The 21,926-nt window shown below is 64.8% G+C and carries 21 protein-coding genes; 16 read left to right on the top strand and 5 right to left on the bottom strand.

The features are described 5' to 3' along the window. Positions 1-16: 16 nt before the first annotated feature. The gene (locus B447_RS00665; RefSeq protein WP_002935615.1) at positions 17-1,669 is read right to left on the bottom strand and encodes an ABC transporter permease; all 1,653 of its coding nucleotides are present in this window, start codon (positions 1,667-1,669) and stop codon (positions 17-19) included. 140 nt (positions 1,670-1,809) lie between these two features. On the opposite strand from B447_RS00665, the gene B447_RS00660 reads away from it, so the two are divergent. From B447_RS00660 to B447_RS00640, 5 genes are all read left to right on the top strand, one after another. Next, a complete protein-coding gene (locus tag B447_RS00660) occupies positions 1,810-2,919 on the top strand; it encodes an ABC transporter ATP-binding protein (RefSeq protein ID WP_002927149.1) in 1,110 nt (369 codons plus the stop codon). Further along, positions 2,916-3,620, top strand: a complete 705-nt coding sequence (gene aat / locus B447_RS00655) for a leucyl/phenylalanyl-tRNA--protein transferase (protein ID WP_002935613.1) — start codon at positions 2,916-2,918, stop codon at positions 3,618-3,620. Before B447_RS00660 ends, aat begins: the two co-directional genes overlap by 4 nt. Positions 3,621-3,648: 28 nt before the next feature. Further along, entirely contained in the window at positions 3,649-4,374 is a 726-nt protein-coding gene (locus tag B447_RS00650) for an arginyltransferase (protein WP_002927151.1), read from the top strand. Positions 4,375-4,449: 75 nt separating this feature from the next. Then, positions 4,450-5,466: a quinone-dependent dihydroorotate dehydrogenase gene (locus B447_RS00645; protein ID WP_037982151.1), complete on the top strand. Its 1,017-nt coding sequence runs from the start codon at positions 4,450-4,452 to the stop codon at positions 5,464-5,466. Between the two features lie 68 nt (positions 5,467-5,534). Next, complete coding sequence (locus tag B447_RS00640) at positions 5,535-6,623, top strand: BMP family ABC transporter substrate-binding protein (RefSeq protein WP_002927158.1); 1,089 nt, start codon at positions 5,535-5,537, stop codon at positions 6,621-6,623. 39 nt (positions 6,624-6,662) lie between these two features. Here the strand turns inward: B447_RS00640 and B447_RS00635 are convergent, their stop codons facing one another. Beyond that, entirely contained in the window at positions 6,663-7,424 is a 762-nt protein-coding gene (locus tag B447_RS00635) for an N-acetylmuramoyl-L-alanine amidase family protein (protein ID WP_002935610.1), read from the bottom strand. A gap of 264 nt (positions 7,425-7,688) precedes the next feature. On the opposite strand from B447_RS00635, the gene B447_RS00630 reads away from it, so the two are divergent. From B447_RS00630 to B447_RS00580, 11 genes are all read left to right on the top strand, one after another. Further along, positions 7,689-8,114 carry a c-type cytochrome gene (locus B447_RS00630; protein ID WP_002935609.1) on the top strand — a complete coding sequence of 142 codons (426 nt, stop codon included), beginning with the start codon at positions 7,689-7,691 and terminating at the stop codon, positions 8,112-8,114. Between the two features lie 32 nt (positions 8,115-8,146). Next, positions 8,147-9,526 carry a cbb3-type cytochrome c oxidase subunit I gene (locus B447_RS00625; RefSeq protein ID WP_002935607.1) on the top strand — a complete coding sequence of 460 codons (1,380 nt, stop codon included), beginning with the start codon at positions 8,147-8,149 and terminating at the stop codon, positions 9,524-9,526. 248 nt (positions 9,527-9,774) lie between these two features. Then, complete coding sequence (locus B447_RS00620; RefSeq protein WP_002935606.1) at positions 9,775-10,812, top strand: type I glyceraldehyde-3-phosphate dehydrogenase; 1,038 nt, start codon at positions 9,775-9,777, stop codon at positions 10,810-10,812. Positions 10,813-10,857: 45 nt separating this feature from the next. Continuing rightward, the gene (locus tag B447_RS00615; RefSeq protein ID WP_002927174.1) at positions 10,858-11,472 is read left to right on the top strand and encodes a cytochrome c oxidase subunit 3; all 615 of its coding nucleotides are present in this window, start codon (positions 10,858-10,860) and stop codon (positions 11,470-11,472) included. Between the two features lie 11 nt (positions 11,473-11,483). Next, the gene (locus B447_RS00610; RefSeq protein ID WP_002927180.1) at positions 11,484-11,765 is read left to right on the top strand and encodes a cytochrome C oxidase subunit IV family protein; all 282 of its coding nucleotides are present in this window, start codon (positions 11,484-11,486) and stop codon (positions 11,763-11,765) included. After that, complete coding sequence (locus B447_RS00605; protein ID WP_002927181.1) at positions 11,762-12,562, top strand: CbbQ/NirQ/NorQ/GpvN family protein; 801 nt, start codon at positions 11,762-11,764, stop codon at positions 12,560-12,562. The genes B447_RS00610 and B447_RS00605 overlap by 4 nt, the downstream gene beginning before the upstream one ends. 28 nt (positions 12,563-12,590) lie before the next feature. Continuing rightward, positions 12,591-12,998: a hypothetical protein gene (locus B447_RS00600; RefSeq protein WP_002935605.1), complete on the top strand. Its 408-nt coding sequence runs from the start codon at positions 12,591-12,593 to the stop codon at positions 12,996-12,998. A gap of 16 nt (positions 12,999-13,014) precedes the next feature. Further along, complete coding sequence (locus tag B447_RS00595) at positions 13,015-14,022, top strand: 4Fe-4S binding protein (RefSeq protein WP_002935604.1); 1,008 nt, start codon at positions 13,015-13,017, stop codon at positions 14,020-14,022. Positions 14,023-14,041: 19 nt separating this feature from the next. Beyond that, positions 14,042-15,967 (top strand): nitric oxide reductase activation protein NorD, encoded by a 1,926-nt coding sequence (locus B447_RS00590; RefSeq protein ID WP_002927187.1) that lies wholly within the window; start codon positions 14,042-14,044, stop codon positions 15,965-15,967. A 4-nt stretch (positions 15,968-15,971) separates the two neighbouring features. Continuing rightward, the gene (locus tag B447_RS00585) at positions 15,972-16,730 is read left to right on the top strand and encodes a Crp/Fnr family transcriptional regulator (RefSeq protein WP_002927189.1); all 759 of its coding nucleotides are present in this window, start codon (positions 15,972-15,974) and stop codon (positions 16,728-16,730) included. 135 nt (positions 16,731-16,865) lie between these two features. Further along, complete coding sequence (locus B447_RS00580) at positions 16,866-17,672, top strand: EAL domain-containing protein (RefSeq protein ID WP_002927191.1); 807 nt, start codon at positions 16,866-16,868, stop codon at positions 17,670-17,672. Between the two features lie 46 nt (positions 17,673-17,718). Here B447_RS00580 and B447_RS00575 read toward each other — a convergent pair whose 3' ends face one another. From B447_RS00575 to nirJ, 3 genes are all read right to left on the bottom strand, one after another. Next, positions 17,719-18,906, bottom strand: a complete 1,188-nt coding sequence (locus B447_RS00575; RefSeq protein WP_002935601.1) for an NnrS family protein — start codon at positions 18,904-18,906, stop codon at positions 17,719-17,721. Positions 18,907-19,009: 103 nt separating this feature from the next. Next, positions 19,010-20,626 carry a nitrite reductase gene (locus B447_RS00570; protein WP_083491400.1) on the bottom strand — a complete coding sequence of 539 codons (1,617 nt, stop codon included), beginning with the start codon at positions 20,624-20,626 and terminating at the stop codon, positions 19,010-19,012. Continuing rightward, the gene (gene nirJ / locus B447_RS00560) at positions 20,623-21,831 is read right to left on the bottom strand and encodes a heme d1 biosynthesis radical SAM protein NirJ (RefSeq protein WP_037982148.1); all 1,209 of its coding nucleotides are present in this window, start codon (positions 21,829-21,831) and stop codon (positions 20,623-20,625) included. Before nirJ ends, B447_RS00570 begins: the two co-directional genes overlap by 4 nt. Positions 21,832-21,926: the final 95 nt, after the last annotated feature.

The following is a 21,926-nucleotide window of genomic DNA, read 5'->3' as shown; positions in this document are numbered from 1 at the left end:
CTGCGCAAGCGCGCTGTTAACGCCGTCGGGCGGCCAGGATCTGCCTCGAGATCACGATCATCGGCAACAAGCCCACCGCAACGATGATCAGCGCCGCAGTCGAAGCTTCCGCAAGCCGTTCGTCTGCGGCCAGCGTATGCGCCTGAGTTGCCAGCGTATCGAAGTTGAAGGGGCGTATCACCAGTGTGGCGGGCAGCTCCTTCATCACGTCGACGAAGACCAGCAGGCCGGCCGTGAGCAGGCTGCCCCTGAGCATCGGCACATGCACGCGGGCCAGCGTCGCCCACTTGCCATAGCCCAGACTGCGCGACGCGTCGTCCATGCTCGGCGTGATCTTGCCCAGACTCGAATCGACCGTCTGCAAGGCAACCGCCAGGAAACGCGCAAGGTAGGCATACACAAGCGCGGCGATGCCGCCGGTGAGGATGAGTCCGGGGTTGCTGCCCGAGACCGCCGTCCACACCTGCGCCAGCCAGTTGTCGAGGCGAGTCAGCGGGATCAGCACCCCCACCGCGATCACCGAGCCTGGCACCGCATAGCCCATGCCGACGACACGGTTGAGCGCCTGCGGCAGACGCGATCGCGCCAGCCGCGCGGCATAGGCCAGCAATACGGCAAGCAGCACCGCAATGACGGCTGTGACCGAGGCAAGCACGAAGCTGTTGCGCGCGAGCTGAACGAAGCGCGGTCCGAACTGGGCATCACCCTCCGCGAACGCCATCTGCAGCAGCAGCCCTGCGGGCAGCAGGAAGCCGAGCAGCAGGGGCATGAAGCACGCGAATGCGGCAAGCAGCCCGGGCAGCAAGGCGAGGCGATGCCGCACCGGCAGCTTGCTCTGACGCGAAGTGTTGTTGAAACGCGCCCGGCCGCGTGAGATGCGCTCGAGCGTGAGGACGAGGATCACGAAGGCAAGCAGGGCCGCCGACAGTTGCGCAGCGGCAATGCGGTCACCAAGCGAGAACCAGGCCCGATAGATCCCGGTGGTGAAGGTCTGTACGCCGAAATAGGAGACAGTGCCGAAGTCGGCCAGCGTCTCCATCAAGGCCAGCGCCGTACCGGCGACAACCGCCGGACGCGCCAGCGGCAGAGACACGCGAAAGAAAGAGCCCCAGGGGCCGAGCCCGAGCGAGCGCCCGGCCTCGAGCATGCCCCCGGCACGCTCCAGAAAAGCCGCGCGTGCAATCATGTATACGTAGGGATAGAGCACGAACATGAACATCGCAACTGCACCACCCACCGTGCGCACGTCCGGAAACCAGTAGTCTCCACGCCGCCAGCCGAAGGTCTCGCGCAGGAAGCTCTGCACCGGGCCGACGAACTGCAGGAAATCGGTGTACACGTACGCCATCACATACGCAGGCATCGCCAAGGGCAGCACCAGCGCCCACTCGAAGAAGCGGCGCCCCGGGAAGTCCAGCATCGTGGTGAGCCACGCCGTGGTCACGCCGATCGAAGCCACGCCCAAGCCGACGCCGACACAGAGAATGACCGTATTGACAACGAACTCACCCAGTACGGTGTCGGCCAGGTGCCCCCAGGTATCGCTGGTACCGCCGATGAAGACGTTGGAGAACACCGACAGCACGGGCGCCGCGATGAGCGTCGCAATCAGCACCGCACTCAGGGTCAGTGTCGACCACTCCAGGCGCGCGGCGCCCTGCCCTCCCATTCCGTTCATTCCGTATCCATTGTTGTGGGGCGCCGAGGATCGAGCACGCCCGCTTGTCGGGGCAAATTATAATTGATCGCATTTGGAACGCCCCGGTGCAATAATCGCCCGTACAAAAAATCTCGGCAGCCGTAAAAGCCATGTCACATCTGCAACTCGACGACATTGATCTCGCCTTCGGCAAGCACTCGGTCGTGCGCAAGCTGTCGCTTCGCCTTGAAAAAGGCAGTATCGGCTGCCTGCTGGGCCCCTCCGGCTGCGGCAAGACCACGGTCCTGCGCTGCATTGCAGGGTTCGAACGCCTGGCCGGCGGTCAGATCCTGCTCGACGGCAACATCGTCAGCACGCCCGAGCACAGCCTTGCCCCCGAGCGCAGGCGCATCGGCATGGTGTTCCAGGACTACGCCCTCTTCCCCCACCTGTCGGTCGCTGACAACATCGCCTTCGGACTGCGCGGCGAGAACGCTGCGAGCCGTCGTGAGCGCGTTACGGAACTGCTCGGACTGGTCGGTCTGGCCGAGCACGGCACCAAGTATCCACACGAGATTTCGGGCGGACAGCAGCAACGTGTAGCGCTCGCGCGTGCACTCGCACCACGCCCGAGCCTGCTGCTGCTCGATGAGCCGTTCTCGAACCTGGACGTCGAACTGCGCGAGCGCCTGTCCTACGAAGTCCGCGACATCATCAAGGCCACCAACACCACGGCCATCCTGGTCACGCATGACCAGCACGAAGCCTTCGCTGTTGCCGACGAGATCGGCATCATGCACGAAGGACGCATCCAGCAGTGGGACACGCCTTACAACCTTTATCACAAGCCGGTTAACCGTTTCGTCGCGGACTTCATCGGCCAGGGCGTATTCCTGCGTGGCCGCGTTCTGAATGACCGCCAGGTGCGCGTCGAACTCGGCATCCTCAACAGCGCGCTGCCGCTTGTTTGCGGAGAGGACTGCGGTGGCTGCGCACACGGCAGCGACGTCGACGTGCTGCTGCGCCCGGACGACATCGTCCACGACGACGACAGTCCGCTCAAGGCCGAAGTCGTGCACAAGGCCTTCCGAGGCGCCGACATCCTGTACACCCTTCGCCTCGGCAGTGGCGCACGCGTGCTTTCATTGGTGCAGAGCCATCACAACCATGCCATCGGCGAACACATCGGCATACGCCTCGGCGTCGATCACGTGGTGACCTTTCAGGACGAAAGCACGGGCTTGAACATGGTCGCCCACCCACTCGCCTTGACGGCATGATCCCCTGGCTGGACGCGCCCACCTTTCCACCGCTCGAGCGCGCCCTGGCCGAACCGAATGGCTTGCTCGCCGCCGGCGGCGCCCTTTCACCCGAGTGGCTCCTGGCGGCATACCGCCGGGGCGTATTCCCGTGGTTCAGCGCAGGAGAACCCATCCTGTGGTGGAGTCCGGACCCCCGGCTCGTCCTTATCCCCGAGCGCGTGCACATCAGCCACTCGCTGCGCAAGGTGCTGCGCAGGCGCCGTTTCGAGGTCAGGCTGGACACCGCCTTCGCCGCCGTGATGCAGGCCTGTGCCGCACCCCGTGCGAACGCCTCCGGGACCTGGATCACCGCCGAGATGCAGGCTGCCTACCTGCACATGCATGAACTGGGTTACGCGCACAGTGTCGAATGCTGGCGAGACGGAAGGCTGGTGGGCGGGCTTTACGGAATTGCACTTGGAAGGGTGTTTTACGGCGAGTCGATGTTTGCACACGAGACAGATGCGTCCAAGGTGGCGCTCGCGCATCTTTGCCGGCTGCTCGGCTTACGTGCTTATGGCATGATCGACTGCCAGATGACGACACCGCACCTGCTTTCGATGGGGGCTTGCGAACTGCCACGAAAGGTCTTCTCCGCCGCTCTCGAACGCTGGACCGCCGAGGGCCCCTCACCCCAACGCTGGGCGGCAGACGCCGCTTCCGACTTCGACTGGACCTGAACCGAACGCTCACTCGGCAGATCACGCGATGCAGCAGGACTACCCCTACGCCCTGATCCAGTTCTACGCCACGGCGCCCTACGCCTGCTCCTACCTGAGCGATCGCAGCGCGCGTTCACAGGTGGCAACGCCCGGTCATCTGATCGACCCTCAGGTCTATAGCGAACTCGTGCGTCGTGGCTTTCGCCGCAGCGGCGTATTCACCTACCGCCCCTACTGCGACCATTGTCGCGCCTGCGTTCCTGTTCGCATTGTCGCCTCGGGCTTCCACCCCAGCCGCAGCCAACGCCGCGCCTGGAAGCAGCACGCCGGCCTGCGCGCAAGCGAGCATGCGCTGGAGTTCCGCGAAGAGCACTACCTGCTCTATCAGCGCTATCAGGCCGCTCGGCATTGCGGCGGCGGCATGGACCTGGACAATCGCGAGCAGTACAGCCACTTCCTGCTGCAAAGCCATGTCGACACCCGGCTCGTGGAATTCCGCGACGGCGACACCCTGCGCATGGTGAGCATCATCGACCGACTGGCAGACGGGCTGTCCAGCGTCTACACCTTCTACGAGCCTGACCTGCCACGTGGCGCTCTGGGCACCTACGGCATCCTTTGGCAGATCGAGGCCTGCCGCCGGCTCGATCTCGCCCATGTCTATCTCGGCTACTGGATCGCGCAAAGCCCGAAGATGGCCTACAAGTCCCGCTTTGCCGCGCTCGAGATCCTTCAGGAAGGCGAGTGGCGCCCCTTCAGGGCGGACGTCTGAGACGAATACGCTGAGGTGGCGACCCGGCGCGCGGTGCACCTCGCCGCGACCCGCACGAATCGCTACAATCGTGCGATGCTCTACGACCTCGCTCGCCCGCTGCTGTTTTCGCTCGACGCCGAAAACGCCCACGAATTCGCTCTCCACGCCCTGCACTACGCCGGCAAGCTGCTGCCGGCCGGAACACCCGAACCGGCAACACCGGTCGAGGTCATGGGCTTGAGCTTTCCGAACCGAATCGGTCTCGCTGCAGGTCTCGACAAGAACGGCGAGGCCATCGACGGCTTGGCACGCATGGGATTCGGCTTCATCGAGATCGGCACCGTCACACCGCGTGCGCAACCCGGCAATCCGCGCCCGCGCATGTTTCGCCTGCCCGAGGCCCGCGCCATCATCAACCGCATGGGTTTCAACAACCATGGCGTCGATGCGCTGCTGGCGCACGTGCGGTCGGCACGCTACCAGGGCATCCTGGGCATCAATATCGGCAAGAACTTCGACACGCCAATCGAACAAGCCGTCGACGATTACCTTGCATGCCTGCAGAAGGTGTACGCGCTGGCGAGCTACGTCACCGTGAACATCTCCTCACCGAACACGAAGAATCTGCGCCAACTGCAAGGCGAGTCCGAACTCGATGAGTTGCTCGGGCGCCTCAAGCAGGCCCAGACACGGCTCGCCGACAGCCATGGCCGCTACGTGCCGCTGACACTCAAGATCGCGCCCGATCTCGATGACGCCCAGGTGACGAACATCGCCGATGCGCTTCGACGTCACCGTATCGACGGCGTGATTGCCACCAATACGACGATCGCGCGTGACAAGGTCGAAGGCATGCGTCACGGCAACGAACAGGGCGGACTATCCGGCGCACCGGTCTTTGAGGCCTCCACTGCCGTAGTGCGCAAGCTCGCTGCAACGCTGGGCGGCGAGTTGCCCATCATTGCCGCCGGCGGCGTCCTCGACGGTGCCGGCGCACGCGCCAAGCTCGACGCTGGGGCAAGCCTCGTCCAGCTCTACAGCGGCCTCATCTACCGCGGGCCAGGACTGGTCCGCGAATGCGTTCGGGCCACCGACACAAACATGGCCTGATCACTGCAAGCGGCCACCTCGCGGCAACACTCCGCACCATCGCATACCACCCAACAAGGAGATTTCCGATGCGCCATCGTCGTCAGTTCATCCTGTCCGCTGCCGCGCTCGCGGTCGCCGCATCTCTTCCGCTCAGCGCTGCCGCCGAGGCGCCCGCCAAGATCGGCTTCGTCTATGTGAGCCCGATCGGCGATGCCGGCTGGACATACCAGCACGACGAGGGACGCAAGGAAATGGAGGCAGCCCTTGGCAACAAGATCGAGACACGCTACGTCGAGAGCGTGGCGGAAGGTGCCGACGCCGAACGCGTGATACGCGAGTTTGCAGCGAGCGGCAGCAAGATCGTGTTCGCCACCAGCTTCGGCTACATGAACTATGTCGAGCGCGTGGCGCGCCAGTTCCCCAATGTCACTTTCCTGCATGCCACGGGCTACAAGTCAGCGAAGAACTTCGCACCGTACAACGCCCGCTTCTACGAGGGCCGCTACCTCAATGGAGTGATCGCCGGCAAGATGACCAAGTCCAAGGTGCTGGGCTACGTCGGCGCCTTCCCCATTCCCGAGGTACTGCAGGGTATCAACGCCTTCACGATGGGCGCGCGCAGCGTCAACCCGGACATCGAAGTCCGCGTCATCTGGGCCAACAGCTGGTACGACCCGGGCAAGGAACGCGAAGCCGCGATGACACTGATCTCCCAGGGTGCGGACGTGGTTACCCATCACACCGACTCGACCGCCACCGTGCAGGCCGCGGAAGAACGCGGCGTATACGCCTTCGGTTACCACTCGGACATGTCCAAGTACGGCCCCAAGGCACAACTCACCGCCACCACCCATCACTGGGGCGAGTTCTACACGCGCACCGTGAACGACGTGCTTGCCGGCACCTGGAAGCCGGAGAGCGTCTGGGGCGGCATCAAGGACGGCATGATCAAACTCGCCCCAATGAACCCCGCAGTGCCGGAGGACGTGCAGGCCATGGTCCGCGACCTGGAAGGGCGCATCCGCGACGGCAGCTTCCACCCCTTCACCGGCCCAGTGGTCGACCAGGCGGGAACGGAACGCCTCGCCGCTGGCGCAGTAATGGACGATGCCACGCTCGGGCGCATGGACTATTTCGTCCAGGGCGTCTCGTCGCGCCTGCCCAGCTCGCGCTGATCGCCAAGGCGGCCCTGGACAGCCCTAGGCCGCCGGCACTCAAGGCGACCGTCGATCTGCCGTCGCCTCATCGTCAGCCGGCACACCGTGGCCCAGGCACGCCGCCAACGCGGTCGCAATACCGTCAGCCATGCGTGCCTGACGCTGCGGATCCTGCAGCAGCAACTCCTCATCCCGGTTCTTCAGCACGCCGGCCTCGAACAGCACGGCCGGCATGCGCGCGTGGCGCAACACGGCCAGCCCATCGAAATAGTGCACGGCATGCTCGAAGTCCACGTACTCACGCCGGCGGCCATTCTTGTGCGTAGGCTCGAAGCCCATGCGCTGCAGGCGCGCACCTATCACCCGCGCGCACAATATGCTCATCGCGGTGTCCGGATTGTCGCGTGACACGAACAGCGAGTGGCCTGCAAAGTCGTCGTTGTAGTCGAGGGCCCTGCCCGCCCATTGCCAGGGCCTCAGTTCGAATGCATTGACCGAGTCGTGGTGGATGGACACCAGCAAACGCGCCTCCTCGGCGGCACGAGGGCGTGCCTGCAGACTCTCGATACGGCCGTCGGCGTTGATCAGCCTGGCCTCCATGCCCCGTGCGGAAAGGGCATCGACGAGCGCACGCGCCAGGTCGAGATTGAATTCGAACTCGCTTCGCCCGCGCGCACTGATGGCCCCTGGCGCCACCAGCGTGTGCCCGACATCCACCGCAATCCAGCCCTCACCGCTTGCCGCAGCAGGTAAGGCCAGCACGGCCGCAGCGCCCACCGCCAACAGGCCGCGGCGCACATCTGCCAAATCTCGCCACATCGTATCGACACTCCAGTGTTGCCTGACATCCGCAGGTCATGCCCCGTGAATGCCAGGACCTCGTTCCCGCACCGCCGCAAGGCACGCTGCGGGCCGCGCCGACGCGCCTTCCGGGCAATCTTGATTCAAATCATGGAGGCCCGGGGACGCCGATCCGACAATTCGGCCACCATCGGTTCATCCCTGTTCCGGTGCAACCCCTGAACCACCCAGCCAACCTGACACCAATCCAGACAAAACGAGACTAGCGATGAGGAGTACTCCATGAGCGGTATCTTCACAAAATCCATGGCGCGGAACATCTTCTACGGGGGAACGGTGTTCTTCTTCCTCCTGTTCCTGGCGCTCACCTTCGACACCGAACGCGAACTGCCTAATCGCGACAACCGGCAAAACCTCACCCCCGAAGTCGCCGCCGGCAAGCACATCTGGGAAACGCGCAACTGTCTGGGCTGCCACACCCTGCTGGGTGAAGGCGCCTACTTCGCACCGGAACTCGGCAACGTCTATACCCGCCGCGGACCGGAGTTCATCAAGGCGTGGATGATGTCCCAGCCCACGGGCGCCCCGGGTCGTCGCCAGATGCCGAACTTCCACCTCACCGATGAAGAGCTCGACCAGCTCGTGGCGTTCTTCAAGTACACAGCTGGCATCAACACTGCCAACTGGCCGCCCAACATCGAAGGTTGACCGGAAACCTGGAGACCACAAGGGGATCACACATGCAATACAAATCACAAGCGGTCGCCATGCCCTACTTCATAGCGGCGATCGGGCTATTCGTGGGGCAAATCATCTTCGGCCTGATCCTGGGCATGCAGTATGTCGTCGGCGACTTCCTGTTCCCGGAAATCCCGTTCAACGTCGCCCGGATGGTGCACACCAACCTGCTGATCGTGTGGCTGCTGTTTGGCTTCATGGGCGCAGCCTACTACCTCATCCCTGAGGAAACCGAGACCGAACTGTACAGCCCGAAGCTGGCGCTGATCCTGTTCTGGGTCTTCCTCGTCGCCGGTGCGGCCACCATCCTCGGCTACCTGCTGGTGGATTACGCCACGCTCGCATCGATGACCGGCAACGACCTCCTCGCCACCATGGGCCGCGAGTTCCTCGAGCAGCCCCTGCTGACGAAGATCGGCATCGTTGTCGTCGCGCTGGCCTTCCTGTTCAACGTCACCATGACCGTGCTCAAGGGCCGCAAGACCGTCATCAGCATCGTGCTGCTGCTCGGCCTGTGGGGCCTGGCGATCTTCTTCCTGTTCGCCTTCTACAACCCGGTCAACCTCGTCCGCGACAAGTTCTACTGGTGGTGGGTTGTGCACCTTTGGGTGGAAGGCGTGTGGGAACTGATCATGGCTGCGATGCTCGCCTTCGTGCTGATCAAGGTGACCGGCGTCGACCGCGAAGTGATCGAGAAGTGGCTGTACGTGATCATCACCCTGGCGCTTTGCACCGGCATCATCGGCACCGGCCACCACTACTTCTGGATCGGTACGCCGGAGTACTGGCAGTGGTGGGGTTCGATCTTCTCCGCACTGGAGCCGATCCCGTTCTTCGCCATGACCGTGTTCGCCTTCAACATGGTGAACCGCCGCCGCCGCGAGCACCCGAACAAGGCTGCCGTGCTGTGGGCACTGGGTACCGGCGTGATGGCCTTCCTCGGCGCCGGCGTGTGGGGCTTCCTGCACACCCTGGCTCCGGTGAACTACTTCACCCACGGCTCGCAGATCACCGCTGCACACGGTCACATGGCCTTCTACGGTGCGTACGTGATGGTCGTGATCACCATCATCAGCTACGCGATGCCGATCCTGCGCGGCCGCGCTGCCAACAGCGAGAAGGCTCAGGTCGTAGAGATGTGGTCGTTCTGGCTGATGACGATCGCCATGGTCTTCATCACCCTGTTCCTGACCGCCGCCGGCATCCTTCAGGTCTGGCTGCAGCGCATCTCCGATACGCCCATGTCCTTCATGGCGACCCAGGACCAGCTCATGCTGTTCTACTGGATGCGTGAATGGGCAGGTGTGATGTTCTTCATCGGTCTGCTGACCTATCTCGCCAGCTTCTTCATCAAGGGCGAAGCGAAGACAGCGAAGGCCTGATGAGCAAGGGTGTCTCTCTGTAGTGCCTCCTGGGCGATCCAGGGGAAGGGGTTGGGGCGGCGAAAGCCGCCCCTTTTTTTCGTCCCGGCGCCGGAGGCCGCCGCGCCAGCCGCTAGAATGAGCGCTTCGCGCGGGTGCCACACCTCGGCCCCGCCAGGCCAAGCCCTACTGTCGACATCGTGCCCGCTGCAAGCCACTCCCCTGTATCCTCGACGCCCTGCGCCGATCAGTCGTCCCCTTTTCGCATCGTGATCAACGGCTACGGCCGCATCGGGCGCTGCTACCTGCGCGCGCTCCACGAAGCCGGTCTGGTCGACACCTTCAAGGTCGTCGCCATCAACGAACCGGCCGATCTCGCAAGCATCAGCTACCTGACCCGCTTCGACTCCACGCATGGCCGCTTTCCCGGACAGGTGTACAGCAGCGATGAAGCCCTGCTGGTGGACGGTCATCCGATCCTGATCAGCCACGCCGACAGCCCCGAGGCCGTGGACTGGGCCGCGCTCGAACCCGACCTGATCGTGGAGTGCTCAGGCCAGTACGGCAGTCGTACCGAACTGCAGCGCTTCATCGACGCCGGCTGCCCCCGCCTGCTCCTGTCCCACCCCGGTAACGGCGCCGAGGACGTGGACGCCACCATCGTGTACGGCATCAACCACGAGACGCTGGACGGCCGCGAGGGGCTGGTATCGAACGCCTCATGCACGACCAACGCGGTGGTTCCCGTACTCGACCTGCTGCAGCGCGAGATCGGCATCGACAACGTGCTGCTGAGCACACTGCACTCCGCCATGAATGATCAGCCGCTGATCGACGGCTACCACCACACCGACCTGCGCCGCACGCGGTCGGCGATGCAATCCATCATCCCGGTGTCGACCGGACTGGCACGCGGGGTGGAGCGCCTGCTGCCCGAGCTCGCGGGCAAGGTCCAGGCCAAGGCGATCCGCGTCCCGACGCACAATGTCTCGGCCATCGACATGGTGCTCGGCTTCGCGCGCGACGTCACCGCAGGCGAGATCAACCGCTTGCTGCGCGAGGCGGCCCAGGGTCGCTACCGCAATCTGATCGCCTACTCGGACGAGCCGCACGCTTCGATCGACTTCAACCACGATCCCCACTCCGCAATCGTCGACGGCGGCCAGACGCGCAGCATCGGCAAGCGCATGGTCAACCTGATGGTGTGGTTCGACAACGAGTGGGGGTTCGCGAGCCGCATGGTGGATGTGACTCGCCATTGGCTGGCCCGCACGAGGCGCGCGGACGCGGGTCCCGGCACCAGTTAACCACGATCAAGTTCAAACCATGCGCGCTTGCCTAGACTGCCGCGCATGGAAACGACAAGCACATCCCTCCCCCACGGCGCCGCAGGTCACCCCACACCGGCAGCCGAGCCACGCCTTGCCGGCGACCTGGCGATCTGGGTCTTCATCATGGCGGAGCTGCTTGCCTTCGGCGCCTTCTTCGCCGCCTACGCCTTCACCCGTGCAAACAACATCGAGCTGTTCAATGCCGAGCAGGCAGGGCTCGACCGTACGGCAGGCGCAATCAACACGATCCTGCTGCTGACCTCGAGCTACTTCGTTGTTCGTGCCGTACAGGCTGCCGAGCTGCGTGCCGCACGTGCCGCTGCGAACTGGCTGCTGGCCGCCATCGTCACCGGCCTGGGCTTCATCGTCGTCAAGCTCGGCGAGTACGCCGCTGCCTTCGCGCACGACATCAGCCTGTCGAGCAGCCCCTTCCACATGTTCTACCTGTCGCTCACCTTCTTTCACTTCATGCACGTGATCCTCGGGCTCGTGATCCTGGTGGCGATGTGGAACAACGCCCGCCAGGGGCGCTACGGCCCGGGCAACATGAACGGGATCGAGACCGGTGCCGCCTACTGGCACATGGTGGATCTGGTGTGGCTGATCCTCTTCCCCCTTGTCTACGTGATCCACTGAGGAGCCCGGCCATGGACACGCACATGCACGGCACCCCCAAGCGCGCCACCTGGCTGTGGCTCTCGCTGATCGGCGCAACCTTGCTCACCTGGGGCATGGGCACGCACGGCGCAGCGGGCACCTGGGCCATCGCTGCCCTCGCCGCCATCTCCTTCTGGAAAGGCGCAGTGATCATTCTCGATTTCATGGCCCTGCGCCACGCGCCCCTCCTTTGGCGTGCCATCACCATGGGCTGGATGATCCTGGTGTGGGCCGTCATCGCCATCGCCTATCTCAAAGGACTCGGACAATGAAGCCCGACACGCCCAACCTCGACATCCCCTTCTACCAACCCGCCGCGGACGAGGTCGAGGTCTTCCAGCACGCCTGGAAGAACCGTCTGCCCCTGCTCATCAAGGGCCCCACCGGTTGCGGCAAGACCCGCTTCGTCGCCCACATGGCCGCGCGCCTCGGCTTGCCGCTGTTTACCGTGGCCTGCCACGACGATCTCACCGCAGCCGATCTCGTCGGTCGCCACCTGATCGGCGAGGGCCGCACCATGTGGTGCGACGGTCCGCTCACACGCGCGGTGCGCGAGGGTGGTATCTGCTACCTGGACGAAGTGGTCGAGGCGCGCAAGGACACGACCGTCGTGCTGCACCCGCTGGCCGACGATCGCCGCATCCTGCCCATCGACCGCACCGGCGAGCTCATCGAGGCTCCACCCAGCTTCATGCTGGTGGTGTCCTACAACCCGGGCTACCAGAACCTGCTCAAGGGCATGAAGCCGTCCACCCGCCAGCGCTTCATCAGCCTGCGCTTCGACTTCCCTCGCGCCGAACAGGAAGAGGCGATCCTGATCGGTGAAACCGCCTGCCCGCCGGATCTCGCTCGCCGCCTGGTCGCCATCGCCGGTGCGCTGCGCTCGCTCAAGGACCGCGACCTCGAGGAATCGGCCAGCACACGCTTGCTCGTCTATGCCGCACTGCTCATCAAGGACGGCATGGACCCGGTGGCAGCCTGCCGCGTCGGCATCGTCGAGAGCCTGACCGACGACGCCGACATCGCCGAGGGACTCATGGAGGTGGTATCCGCCACCTTCGGCCGCTGAACACCATCCCACGCGTCACAAGGAAGCCATGAACATCCAACGCCAGGACCCGCTCAAGCACCTCATGCCGGGGCCGCAACTCGCCGTGATGGCCGAAGCCCTGTTCATCATCAACCTGATGCTGCTGCCCGTCCTGGCCTTCCTGGTGCTGATGGTGCTGTGGGCCAAGTTCCACGACCACGAAGACCCACTGGTGCGCAACCACCTGCGCCAGACCGGTTGGACCTGCATCTGGGGCGGTCTGATACTCGTGTGCACAAGCATCGCGATCCTACTGCTCGGCGGCTTCGACAACCCATGGACCTGGGTCATCGGAATCCTGTATTTCTTGCTCGTCCATGCGGGTCTGATCCTGCTTGGCGTCATGGGGCTGTCGCGCGCCATCAACGGCCGCAGCTGGCGCTACCCGGTGTTCGGACCGCGCGAACCCGTCTGAGTACCGCGAGCCCGTGATGAGCACACCCGCGCCGGCACGCCGAATCATCCCCATCGCCCGGGCAGGTACGGACGATGGAGCGCACAGCCCGCGCCAGGGCTTGCGGCTGGCCTTTCAGGTCGGTTTTTTTGCACTCTTCGTGCTCGCACCGGTGTTCGACCTCTTTCGCTACGACCTCAACGCCGACCATGCGTGGTTGCTGGGCATGGAGTGGCGGCTCGGGCTTGACCCATTTCTTGCCGGCCAGGCAAGCGCGCTCGAGGCCGCCGGCAGCATCATGCTGCGCCTGTTCGTGCCGCTGCTGACGGTCGCTGCAGTGGTGCTCTGGGTGGCCTGGAAGTGGGGGCGCATGTATTGCGGTTGGCTATGCCCGCACTTCTCGGTGGTCGAATCCATCAACAAGCTTATGGCGCGCGCCTCGGGCAAACCCAGCGTGTGGGAAAAACACCGCCTGCCGGCCTGGAAGCCGGACGGTTCACGCGCCAAGGTCGATGCACGCTGGTGGGGCCTCGTCGTACCTGCAGCCGTCGCCTTCGCCTTCCTGTGGGCGGTGGTACTGCTGACCTACCTGCTGCCACCTGCCGAGGTGTATGGAAACCTCATCGCTGGCGAACTGACGCGCAACCAGTTCATCTTCATCACCGCCGCAACGGTCGTGCTGAGCCTGGAGTTCCTGTTCGCACGCCACCTGTTCTGCCGCTTCGTCTGTGCAGTCGGCCTGTTCCAGAGCCTGGCCTGGATGGGCAACCGCGACGCGATGGTAGTGGGCTTTGCGCGCGCTCGTGCCACCGACTGCTCGAGCTGCCTCCCCGAGCGCCAGTCGGCCTGTGACGCGGTATGCCCGATGCGGCTGCGCCCGCGCAACATCAAGCGCCACATGTTCACCTGCACGCAATGCCGGCAGTGCATCGACGCCTGTGGCGAGACCCAGCGCGACAACCCCGAAGGCCCGCTACTGAGCTGGGTGACGGGCGAAGCCGCGCGCCAGAACGAAGCGGGTTTCCGCGCGTTCAAGGAACGCTGAACCGAGGGAACGCTGAACCATGGAAGAACACGTCGGACTATTCTGGCACCGTCTGATCACCCGCGCTGCGGGCGGGCACTTCCCCAAGGCCGCGGTCAGGCTCAAGGACATCGAGAAGGTCGCGGGGGTGTTCTTCCGCGCGCTCGGCGGCGACCCGGGCTTGCGCGTGGCCGCTGCCACCGTTGATACCCATGGCGCGCGGCGCAGCCTGCTACAGCGCATCGCCGGCGCAGACGAACGCATTGCGCGCGGCCGCATGGACATCGCCACCCTGCGCCTGCCGCCGGAGATCGACGCCCTGCCAGAACGCAGCCTCAACCGCGACCTCTATCTGTGGCTGGCCGCACTGGCCGCGGGTCATGGCAACGGCGATGCCACCCATGACGCACAGGTGGAGGCCGCACTCGCCCCCCTGCCGACCGGCACCTTCGATACCGAGGCCAGTCGTGAACTGCGCGAGAACCAGCGTGCCACCCTGCGCGCGCTACAACGCTGGCCAGGTATCGAGCCGCGCTATCGCCGACTGGTGGACGCCGTGATCGCCCAGCGCCGCAACCCCGCCAAGCTACCTGCAGCCGAAGCCGAGCGCGAACGCCTGCTGCGCCAGGCAATGCATGCACCGGGCAGCGTTGCGGCCTTACCGGCATTGCCGGTCAAGGCACAGCCCACGCAACCGGTGCTGCTGTGGCTGAGCGACTTCCGTGCCAAGCCCGCAGCAGGCCTCGCCGGCAGCGGCAGCGGCGCCGAGGCTGCCGAGGGCGGCAGCACCAAGCCGGGTCGCGACGCCAGCCAGCAGGCCCACCGTGTCGAGCGCCAGGAGAACGCGCCCGAGAAGCACGGCATGATCATTCCCTTCCGCGCCGAAAGCCTGCTATCGGTTGCCGAGTTCATCAAGGTCAAGCGCAGCACCGACGACGACCCGGACGACAACGCCGCCGATGCCGCAGCCAACCTCGACCACCTGTCGATCACCCGCGACAACGAGCGTGTTGCTTCCAAGGTCCGCTTCGACCTCGACCTGCCCTCGGCCGCCGAGGACGACGTCGTCCTCGGCGACGGCATCCCGCTGCCGGAGTGGGACTACCGCAAGAACCTGCTGCGCGAGGATCATGTCCGCCTCAACGAACTGACGCCGTCGATCAACGATCCTCGTGCGGCACCCTGCGCGCTACCCGAACACCTGCGCCGCACCGCCCGCCGCCTGCACCGTCAGTTCGCCGCGCTGACACCGGGCCGGCGCTGGCTCAAGGGACAGGTCGACGGCACCGAGCTCGACGTCGACGCCGTGGTGCGCGCGACCACCGACCGTGCCTGCGGTCACCACCCATCCGACCAGCTCTACCTGTCGCTGGAGAAGCGCGAGCGCGATCTGGCTTGCCTCGCACTCGCCGACCTTTCCTTGTCAACCGACGCCTGGGTGTCCTCCGAAGCACGCGTGATCGACGTCATCCGCGACTCCTTGCTGCTGTTCGGTGAAGCGCTGATGGCGACCGGCGACCGCTTCGCACTGTGTGGCTTCTCCTCGGTCAAGCGCAGCAACGTGCGCTTTCATCGTCTCAAGGACTTCGACCAGCGCTTCGACGACCGTGCCCGCGGCCGCATCATGGCGATCAAGCCCGGCTACTACACCCGCCTGGGTGCCGCCATCCGCCACGCCACCACCATCCTCGAAAAGCAGACCGCAGCGCGCCGCATTCTGCTCATCCTCTCCGATGGCAAACCGAACGACCTCGACCTTTACGACGGCCGCTACGGTATCGAGGACACCCGGGTCGCGATCGTCGAGGCCCGCAGCCATGGCATCGTTCCCTTCTGCGTCACCATCGACCGCGAGGGCGCAAGCTACCTGCCACACCTGTTCGGTCCGGCGGGCTTCGCAGTGATCCGCCAGCCCGATGAACTCCCCGCCCGCCTGCCCATGTTCTATGCCCAGCTCACTCGGTGAAGCCATGAACTACCGCGACCTCCCCTGCACCGAAGCACTGCGCGACACGCCGCCCGCCGACCAGCCTTCGCCCGAGATCGAGCGCCTGTGCCGCCTGCTGAGCCAGGCCTCGCTCTTCAATGGCCTGGGTTGCCACGACATCGCCCGCTTCGCGCGTGGCGTGCGCGAGCTCAAGGTCGGGCGGGGCGACATTCTTTTCCACCGCGGCGATACCTGCTCCGGCTTTCACTTCATCCTCAGCGGCCAGGTCAAGCTCGCGTTCACCTCTGCGGAGGGCAACGAGAAGGTCGTCGACATCCTGCGTCCTGGGCAGAGCTTCGGCGAAGCCGTGATGTTCATGGACAAACCCTATGTGGTGATGGCCCAGGCCCTGACCGATGCCAGTCTTCTCCACATCGCCAAGCAGGTGTTCTTCGATGAAATGGCTGGCGACCCGGTGTTCTGCCGCAAGATCATCGCCGGCCTGGCCCAGCGCCTGCACCACCTGATGGCCGACGTCGAGAGCTACTCGCTGCGCTCGGGGCGCGAACGCATCATTGGCTACCTGCTGCGCGAGGAAGAGCGCGAGGGCGACGGCATTGCCAACGGGCGGGTGTCAATTCGCCTGCCGACCAGCAAGGGCACGATCGCCTCGCGCCTGAACCTCACCCAGGAGCACTTCTCACGCATCCTGCACGAGCTCACAGACTCCGGCCTGATCGAAGTCGAGGGCCGCACGATCCATATCCCCGACATCGGCAAACTCAGGCGAAGCCTGGGCTGAGGCGGCCCTGTCAGCTCGCTCGGGTGCAGCCGCCTACTGAGACGCCGCTATCGCACTTCGTACATGTACCCGACCTTGACGAGGCCTGTTCGACATCATTACTGTCGCACTTACAACCCAACCCAGGCAGCGCACATGACCAACACGGAATTCCCGCTGCACGCGCCACGAAGTGAGTCCTTACTCCCCGACTGCGGCCGTTGCCGCGCACTTCCGCCCCTGCCCTTCGACTTTACGATGGCCTTCCAGCCGATCATCGACCTCGACAGCGGTTCGTCGTGGGCGTGGGAGGCATTGGTCCGCGGCCCCAATGGCGAGAGTGCAGCTAGCGTATTGGCCAAGCTCACGGACGAAAACCGCTATCAGTTCGACCAGCGTTGCCGGACGAAGGCGATCGAACTCGCTCACCAGCTCGGCTTGTCGTCACGGCTTAGCATCAACTTCCTGCCTAATGCGGTGTACGAACCGCGAGCCTGCATCCGCGCCACCATCGAGGCTGCAAACCGGGTCGGATTTCCGCTCGAGCGGCTTCAGTTCGAAATCACCGAGGTCGAGGAAGTGCGCAATGACGGCCACCTGCGCCGCATCGTAGAGGAATACCGTGCAATCGGCTTTGGCACTGCGATCGACGATTTCGGCGCCGGCTACGCGGGGCTCAACCTGCTGACATACTTCCAGCCCGACGTGTTGAAGCTCGACATGAACCTGATTCGCAACATCGATCAGGACCGCCGTCGGCAATTGATCGTTCGCCACCTGGTCAGCCTCGCCGCTGAACTGCCGTGCACACTGATTGCAGAAGGCGTGGAAACGCTCGACGAGGCGCGCTGTCTCGCCGGCATGGGAATCAGGCTGCAGCAGGGCTATCTATACGCCCGCCCGGGCTTCGAAGCGCTGCCCGTTGCCGACCCGGGGGTACTGGCAGCACTGCTTGGCAGCTGATCGCCCCTGCCCCACCGCACGCACAGGGGCGATCGGCACGAGGGTCTCAACCCTCCTTGCCATCAACCCGCGCCTTGAGCAGGAAAGGCGCATAGCGCCACAGATAGAGGGCAAAGCCAAGCGCCCATAGCGTCGCCGCGGCATGCACACCGCCCACCAGCGCGGCGGGAAAGAGCGCCACGCTCAACACGCGAACCAGCGCCGCCAGCAGCACCAGCGCGTAGGCGGCGGTCTCTACCGGCCCCGCCACGAGCATGCGTCCGGTGTGTCCAAGCGCAGTACGGGTGATCATGCCGATGATCAATCCACCTGTCGCGCCAATCGCAAGCGCATGAATGCCCGCCGAACGCGGCAGTATGCCGAACTGGGTGAGCGCGATCAGCGCCAGACCGAGCGGAATCCACAGGTAGGCCAGATGCAGCACCCACAGCAGAGGGGCGCCTCGCGTCGCCCACGGGTTCCAGCCGCCCAGCCGCAGCGCCTGCAACAAGGCGGCGACCAGCGACACCGCGCCCGCCCACATGCCGGCCCCGAGTGCCCACAGCAACAGCGCGACACCCGTCGCAATCGCCGCCGCCCAGTCCAGGCGCGGATCGCGCCACTGCTTGATGCCGCGCACGGCGTTGAAGGTGAACATCGGGATCACGCGCCCGCCGACGATCGTTTCGAGTACCACGATCAGCCCGAGCGCCAGATGCATCGCCATCAGCGGATCGACCGCAAGCACGCCGAGTACGGCGAGATGGAAGACCAGGTTCGCCAGCGCGAGCAGGGCCGGCAGGACGCCGACAAAGTAATTGCGCCTGCTCTTGGCCTTGATCAGCACACGCAACAACAGGGCTGCCGCGACGGGCAGAAAAGCCATGTCGACGATCGCCACCCAGGCACCACTGCCGAATGCCATCGCCAGCCGTCCAGCCAGCCACAGGGCCGCCAGCGCTGCAAGCGGCGGGCCCGCGGGCGTATCGAGCCCGGTCCAGTTGCGCCCAGCGGTAAACAGGAAACCGATGATCACCGCCACCGCGAAACCGAAGATCATCTCGTGTGCGTGCCACCACATCCCGGGAATCGGCAGTTCGATTCCACCCGAGTAGGCCACCGCCCATACCGGCACGGCGATTGCGGCAAACAGCGCCGCAAGCAGGTAGAAAGGCCTGAAACCAAGTGCCCAGAGCGAGAAGGTATCGGGCGGAATACGGCGGGTGGTGGGTTCGTCGATGCGAATCAGCGGCATGTCTATTTTCTCTGTAATGCTCTTGGGGTTGATGAAGTCAGCTGCAGCGAAGGCACCCGCGGCATACCTGGCGCCCGCGCACCTGCGCGGATGCCGGCTGCACTCAGTGGCTGGTGCCTTCCTCGCGCGTGATCTTGTTCCAGACGTTGTACTTGCCGACGGGTTTTCTCATCGGCAGACGCTTGACCTCTTCGAGGGTCTGCGCGTCGAGAACGATGACCGCCCCCTCATCCTCCCACAGGCTGGCCAGCGCATAGCGGCCATCGCGGGTGAACTCGATGTGGGCAAGCGTCTTGCCAGGCTCGCCGACAATCTCCCTGACCACCTCCAGCGTCTGCTTGTCGATCACCTGCAGGATGTGCTTGGCCTCCGGACTCATCATCGAATCGACGAAGGCATAGCGGCTGTTGCCGTGGCTGCGCAGGAAGAAGCCCGGGCCGCGGGTCTGGATGCGCTTGATGACTTCCCAGGTCTTCATGTCGATGACCGTGACCTCGCCCGCCTTGAGGTTGGTGCTCGCCATGACCGTGCGCGGCTTCGCGTCAGGTCCTGCGGCGGGGTCGGTCCACTCCCAGGTGATGCCCGAACCCAGGTGGGGCATGCCGTCCAGCGGCAGATTGGCGATCTTCTTGCGCACATCCAGGTTCACCACCTGGCCGACACCCTCACGCGATGCGCCCATCAGCTCGGAGTAGTCCTGGGTGAAGAAGAAGTCGTCGAGCACCTCGGCGAGGATGGTGCGGCGTGGATTGAGATAGCCGGGGATGAAGGTCCCCTCGCGCTGGGTGTAGTCGTGGATGTAGCTGGTCGGGATGTCCTCGACCGCCTTGGTGTAGCTGATCTCCCACACCTCGCCGACATCCTTGAGCGCGGCGATGAAGGACTGGCGCGGGGTGGCGTCGTACACCGCCGAGACGCGCGAACTCTGCTTGCCATCCCGATCCATCGCGGGGAGGGTCTTGATCAGGTTCAGATCGCCATCGAGCAACACCAGCGTGTGCGGCAGGTAGTTGGCCACCGCGACGTGCTTGCCATCGGGCGAGGCCGCGACGTTACGGGTATTGATGCCGGCACGCACCTCGGCCACCACCTTCAGGTTCCACAGGTCGAACTTGGTGATCCAGCCGTCGCGCGAACCGAAGAACACATACCGTCCTTCGGCTGCGAACTTGGGACCGCCGTGCAGCGCAAAGCGCGACTGGAAGCGGAAGATCGGCTCGAGCTTGTCGCCGTCGAGCACGCTGACATGGTGGTCCCCTGCCTCGACGACGAGGAAAAGGTTGAGCGGGTCGGCGTCGAACACCGGCTTGTCCGACAAGGTGGCCGGGTCGACATGCTCGATGCGCGAGGCGGTGATGTCGGCATCCGACCAGCGCGGCTCGGGCACCACCGGTGTGTAGATCCAGTCGGCAATCGCGGCGATCTCATGTTGGCCGAGTTGGGCCGCGAAGCCAGGCATCTGGGTGGCCGTACGCCCCTCTGCGATCACCTTGAGCGCTTCGCCCTTGCGCAGACGCGACAGGTTCTCGGGCAGCAGCGCCGGCCCCATCCCGCCCAATCGGCTCGAGGCGTGGCAAGCGGCACAGTGCTGCTCATAGAGTGCGGCAACATCGGCAACCGGCGTAACGGCTGCGGGCGATGCGGCGACAACGGACTGCGCCGCAGGGAAGGCAAGGGCGAGAGCCGCCACAACGGCGGCGACGGAACGGAGCGGCTTCATGCGGACACCTTGTTGAGGCGGACCCAGGGCGTGGTGACGACGCGCTCGGCGCCGTAGTCATCGGCGCTGACGCCGATCTCTTCGTCATCCAGATAACAGGCCGGATCCTCCGCCCAGGGGTTGCCAGTCACCTGCTCGGCACGCACCCGCGAACTGCCATTGCAGATGTCCAGATAACGGCAGGCGCCGCAGCGCCCCTCGAGCTTGCGTGGGTGCTGCTTGAGGCCGGCGAGCAGCGGATTGCTCAGGTCGTTCCAGATCTCGCCGAAGGCACGCTGGCGAACGTTGCCCAGCGGCACATGCCACCACATGGTGTCGGGGTGCACGATGCCGAGGTTGTCGATATTCGAGACATTCACCCCGCTCGCATTGCCGCCCCATTGGCGCAGCCTGGCCTCGACGTGTGCGGCCTTGTCAGGGAATCGGCGCTGCACCCAGTGCAGCAGGAAGGGGCCATCGGCGTCGTTGTTGCCGGTGACGAAGTCCTTTTCGATGCCGCGCCGGTGCAGGTCCAGACAGGTCTCGAACAGCAGTTCCATCGCCTCACGCGTGGTGCGGTGGCGAGCATCGCCTGCGCGGTTCTTGTTGCCGCGGCCGGCGTAGTTCAGGTGCGAGAAGTAGAACTTGTCGATACGCTCGTCCTCGACCAGCTTCAACAGCGCGGGCAGATCGTGGGCGTTGCCCTCTGTCATGGTGTAGCGCACGCCGACCTTGATGCCACGGTCCCGGCACAGGCGGATGCCGTGCATCGAGGCCTCGAAGGCCCCCTGCTTGCGGCGGAAGTGGTCGTGGGTGGCGCCGATTCCGTCCAGGCTCACGCCAACGTAGTCGAAGCCGATCTCGTCTATGGCGTCAATGTTCGATTCGTCGATCAAGGTGCCATTGGACGACAGGCCGACATAAAAGCCCATGCCCTTGGCACGACGGGCAATGTCGAAGATGTCTGGCCGCAACAGCGGCTCGCCGCCCGACAGGATCAACACCGGCACGCGCGCTGCCTTGAGATCATCCATGACCTTGAAGATCTCGGCGGTATTCAGCTCACCCGGAAAATCCTTGTCTGCAGAGATGGAATAGCAGTGCTCGCAGGTGAGGTTGCAGCGCCGGATCAGGTTCCAGATGACCACCGGCCCGGGCGGGTTACGGCGCGGGCCAGCGGGGGTCGGGTGGTCGAGTTCGCGGATGAATTGGGAGATGCGGAACATGGAAGCCTCCTTGTTGCCGCGATTACAGCCGACCTTGGTGGCGGGAAAAATGACGCCGGTCAAGGGGCCGGTCTGGCGCAGCAAATCGCGCTGCT

Source organism: Thauera sp. 27 (assembly GCF_000310125.2).
Lineage (GTDB): Bacteria > Pseudomonadota > Gammaproteobacteria > Burkholderiales > Rhodocyclaceae > Thauera > Thauera mechernichensis.
This window is presented reverse-complemented; position numbering and strand designations above follow the sequence as displayed.

What these genes read in the sequence shown, in the direction of transcription:
- B447_RS00665 (WP_002935615.1), bottom strand. Translation starts at nt 1,669, where the DNA reads ATGGGAGGGCAGGGCGCCGCGCGCCTGGAGTGGTCGACACTGACCCTG.
- nirJ (WP_037982148.1), bottom strand. Translation starts at nt 21,831, where the DNA reads ATGTTCCGCATCTCCCAATTCATCCGCGAACTCGACCACCCGACCCCC.
- B447_RS00635 (WP_002935610.1), bottom strand. Translation starts at nt 7,424, where the DNA reads ATGTGGCGAGATTTGGCAGATGTGCGCCGCGGCCTGTTGGCGGTGGGC.
- B447_RS00590 (WP_002927187.1), top strand. Translation starts at nt 14,042, where the DNA reads ATGGAAGAACACGTCGGACTATTCTGGCACCGTCTGATCACCCGCGCT.
- B447_RS00580 (WP_002927191.1), top strand. Translation starts at nt 16,866, where the DNA reads ATGACCAACACGGAATTCCCGCTGCACGCGCCACGAAGTGAGTCCTTA.
- B447_RS00605 (WP_002927181.1), top strand. Translation starts at nt 11,762, where the DNA reads ATGAAGCCCGACACGCCCAACCTCGACATCCCCTTCTACCAACCCGCC.
- B447_RS00645 (WP_037982151.1), top strand. Translation starts at nt 4,450, where the DNA reads ATGCTCTACGACCTCGCTCGCCCGCTGCTGTTTTCGCTCGACGCCGAA.
- B447_RS00585 (WP_002927189.1), top strand. Translation starts at nt 15,972, where the DNA reads ATGAACTACCGCGACCTCCCCTGCACCGAAGCACTGCGCGACACGCCG.
- B447_RS00630 (WP_002935609.1), top strand. Translation starts at nt 7,689, where the DNA reads ATGAGCGGTATCTTCACAAAATCCATGGCGCGGAACATCTTCTACGGG.
- B447_RS00615 (WP_002927174.1), top strand. Translation starts at nt 10,858, where the DNA reads ATGGAAACGACAAGCACATCCCTCCCCCACGGCGCCGCAGGTCACCCC.
- B447_RS00595 (WP_002935604.1), top strand. Translation starts at nt 13,015, where the DNA reads ATGAGCACACCCGCGCCGGCACGCCGAATCATCCCCATCGCCCGGGCA.
- B447_RS00570 (WP_083491400.1), bottom strand. Translation starts at nt 20,626, where the DNA reads ATGAAGCCGCTCCGTTCCGTCGCCGCCGTTGTGGCGGCTCTCGCCCTT.
- B447_RS00625 (WP_002935607.1), top strand. Translation starts at nt 8,147, where the DNA reads ATGCAATACAAATCACAAGCGGTCGCCATGCCCTACTTCATAGCGGCG.
- B447_RS00660 (WP_002927149.1), top strand. Translation starts at nt 1,810, where the DNA reads ATGTCACATCTGCAACTCGACGACATTGATCTCGCCTTCGGCAAGCAC.
- B447_RS00650 (WP_002927151.1), top strand. Translation starts at nt 3,649, where the DNA reads ATGCAGCAGGACTACCCCTACGCCCTGATCCAGTTCTACGCCACGGCG.
- B447_RS00575 (WP_002935601.1), bottom strand. Translation starts at nt 18,906, where the DNA reads ATGCCGCTGATTCGCATCGACGAACCCACCACCCGCCGTATTCCGCCC.
- B447_RS00640 (WP_002927158.1), top strand. Translation starts at nt 5,535, where the DNA reads ATGCGCCATCGTCGTCAGTTCATCCTGTCCGCTGCCGCGCTCGCGGTC.
- aat (WP_002935613.1), top strand. Translation starts at nt 2,916, where the DNA reads ATGATCCCCTGGCTGGACGCGCCCACCTTTCCACCGCTCGAGCGCGCC.
- B447_RS00600 (WP_002935605.1), top strand. Translation starts at nt 12,591, where the DNA reads ATGAACATCCAACGCCAGGACCCGCTCAAGCACCTCATGCCGGGGCCG.
- B447_RS00610 (WP_002927180.1), top strand. Translation starts at nt 11,484, where the DNA reads ATGGACACGCACATGCACGGCACCCCCAAGCGCGCCACCTGGCTGTGG.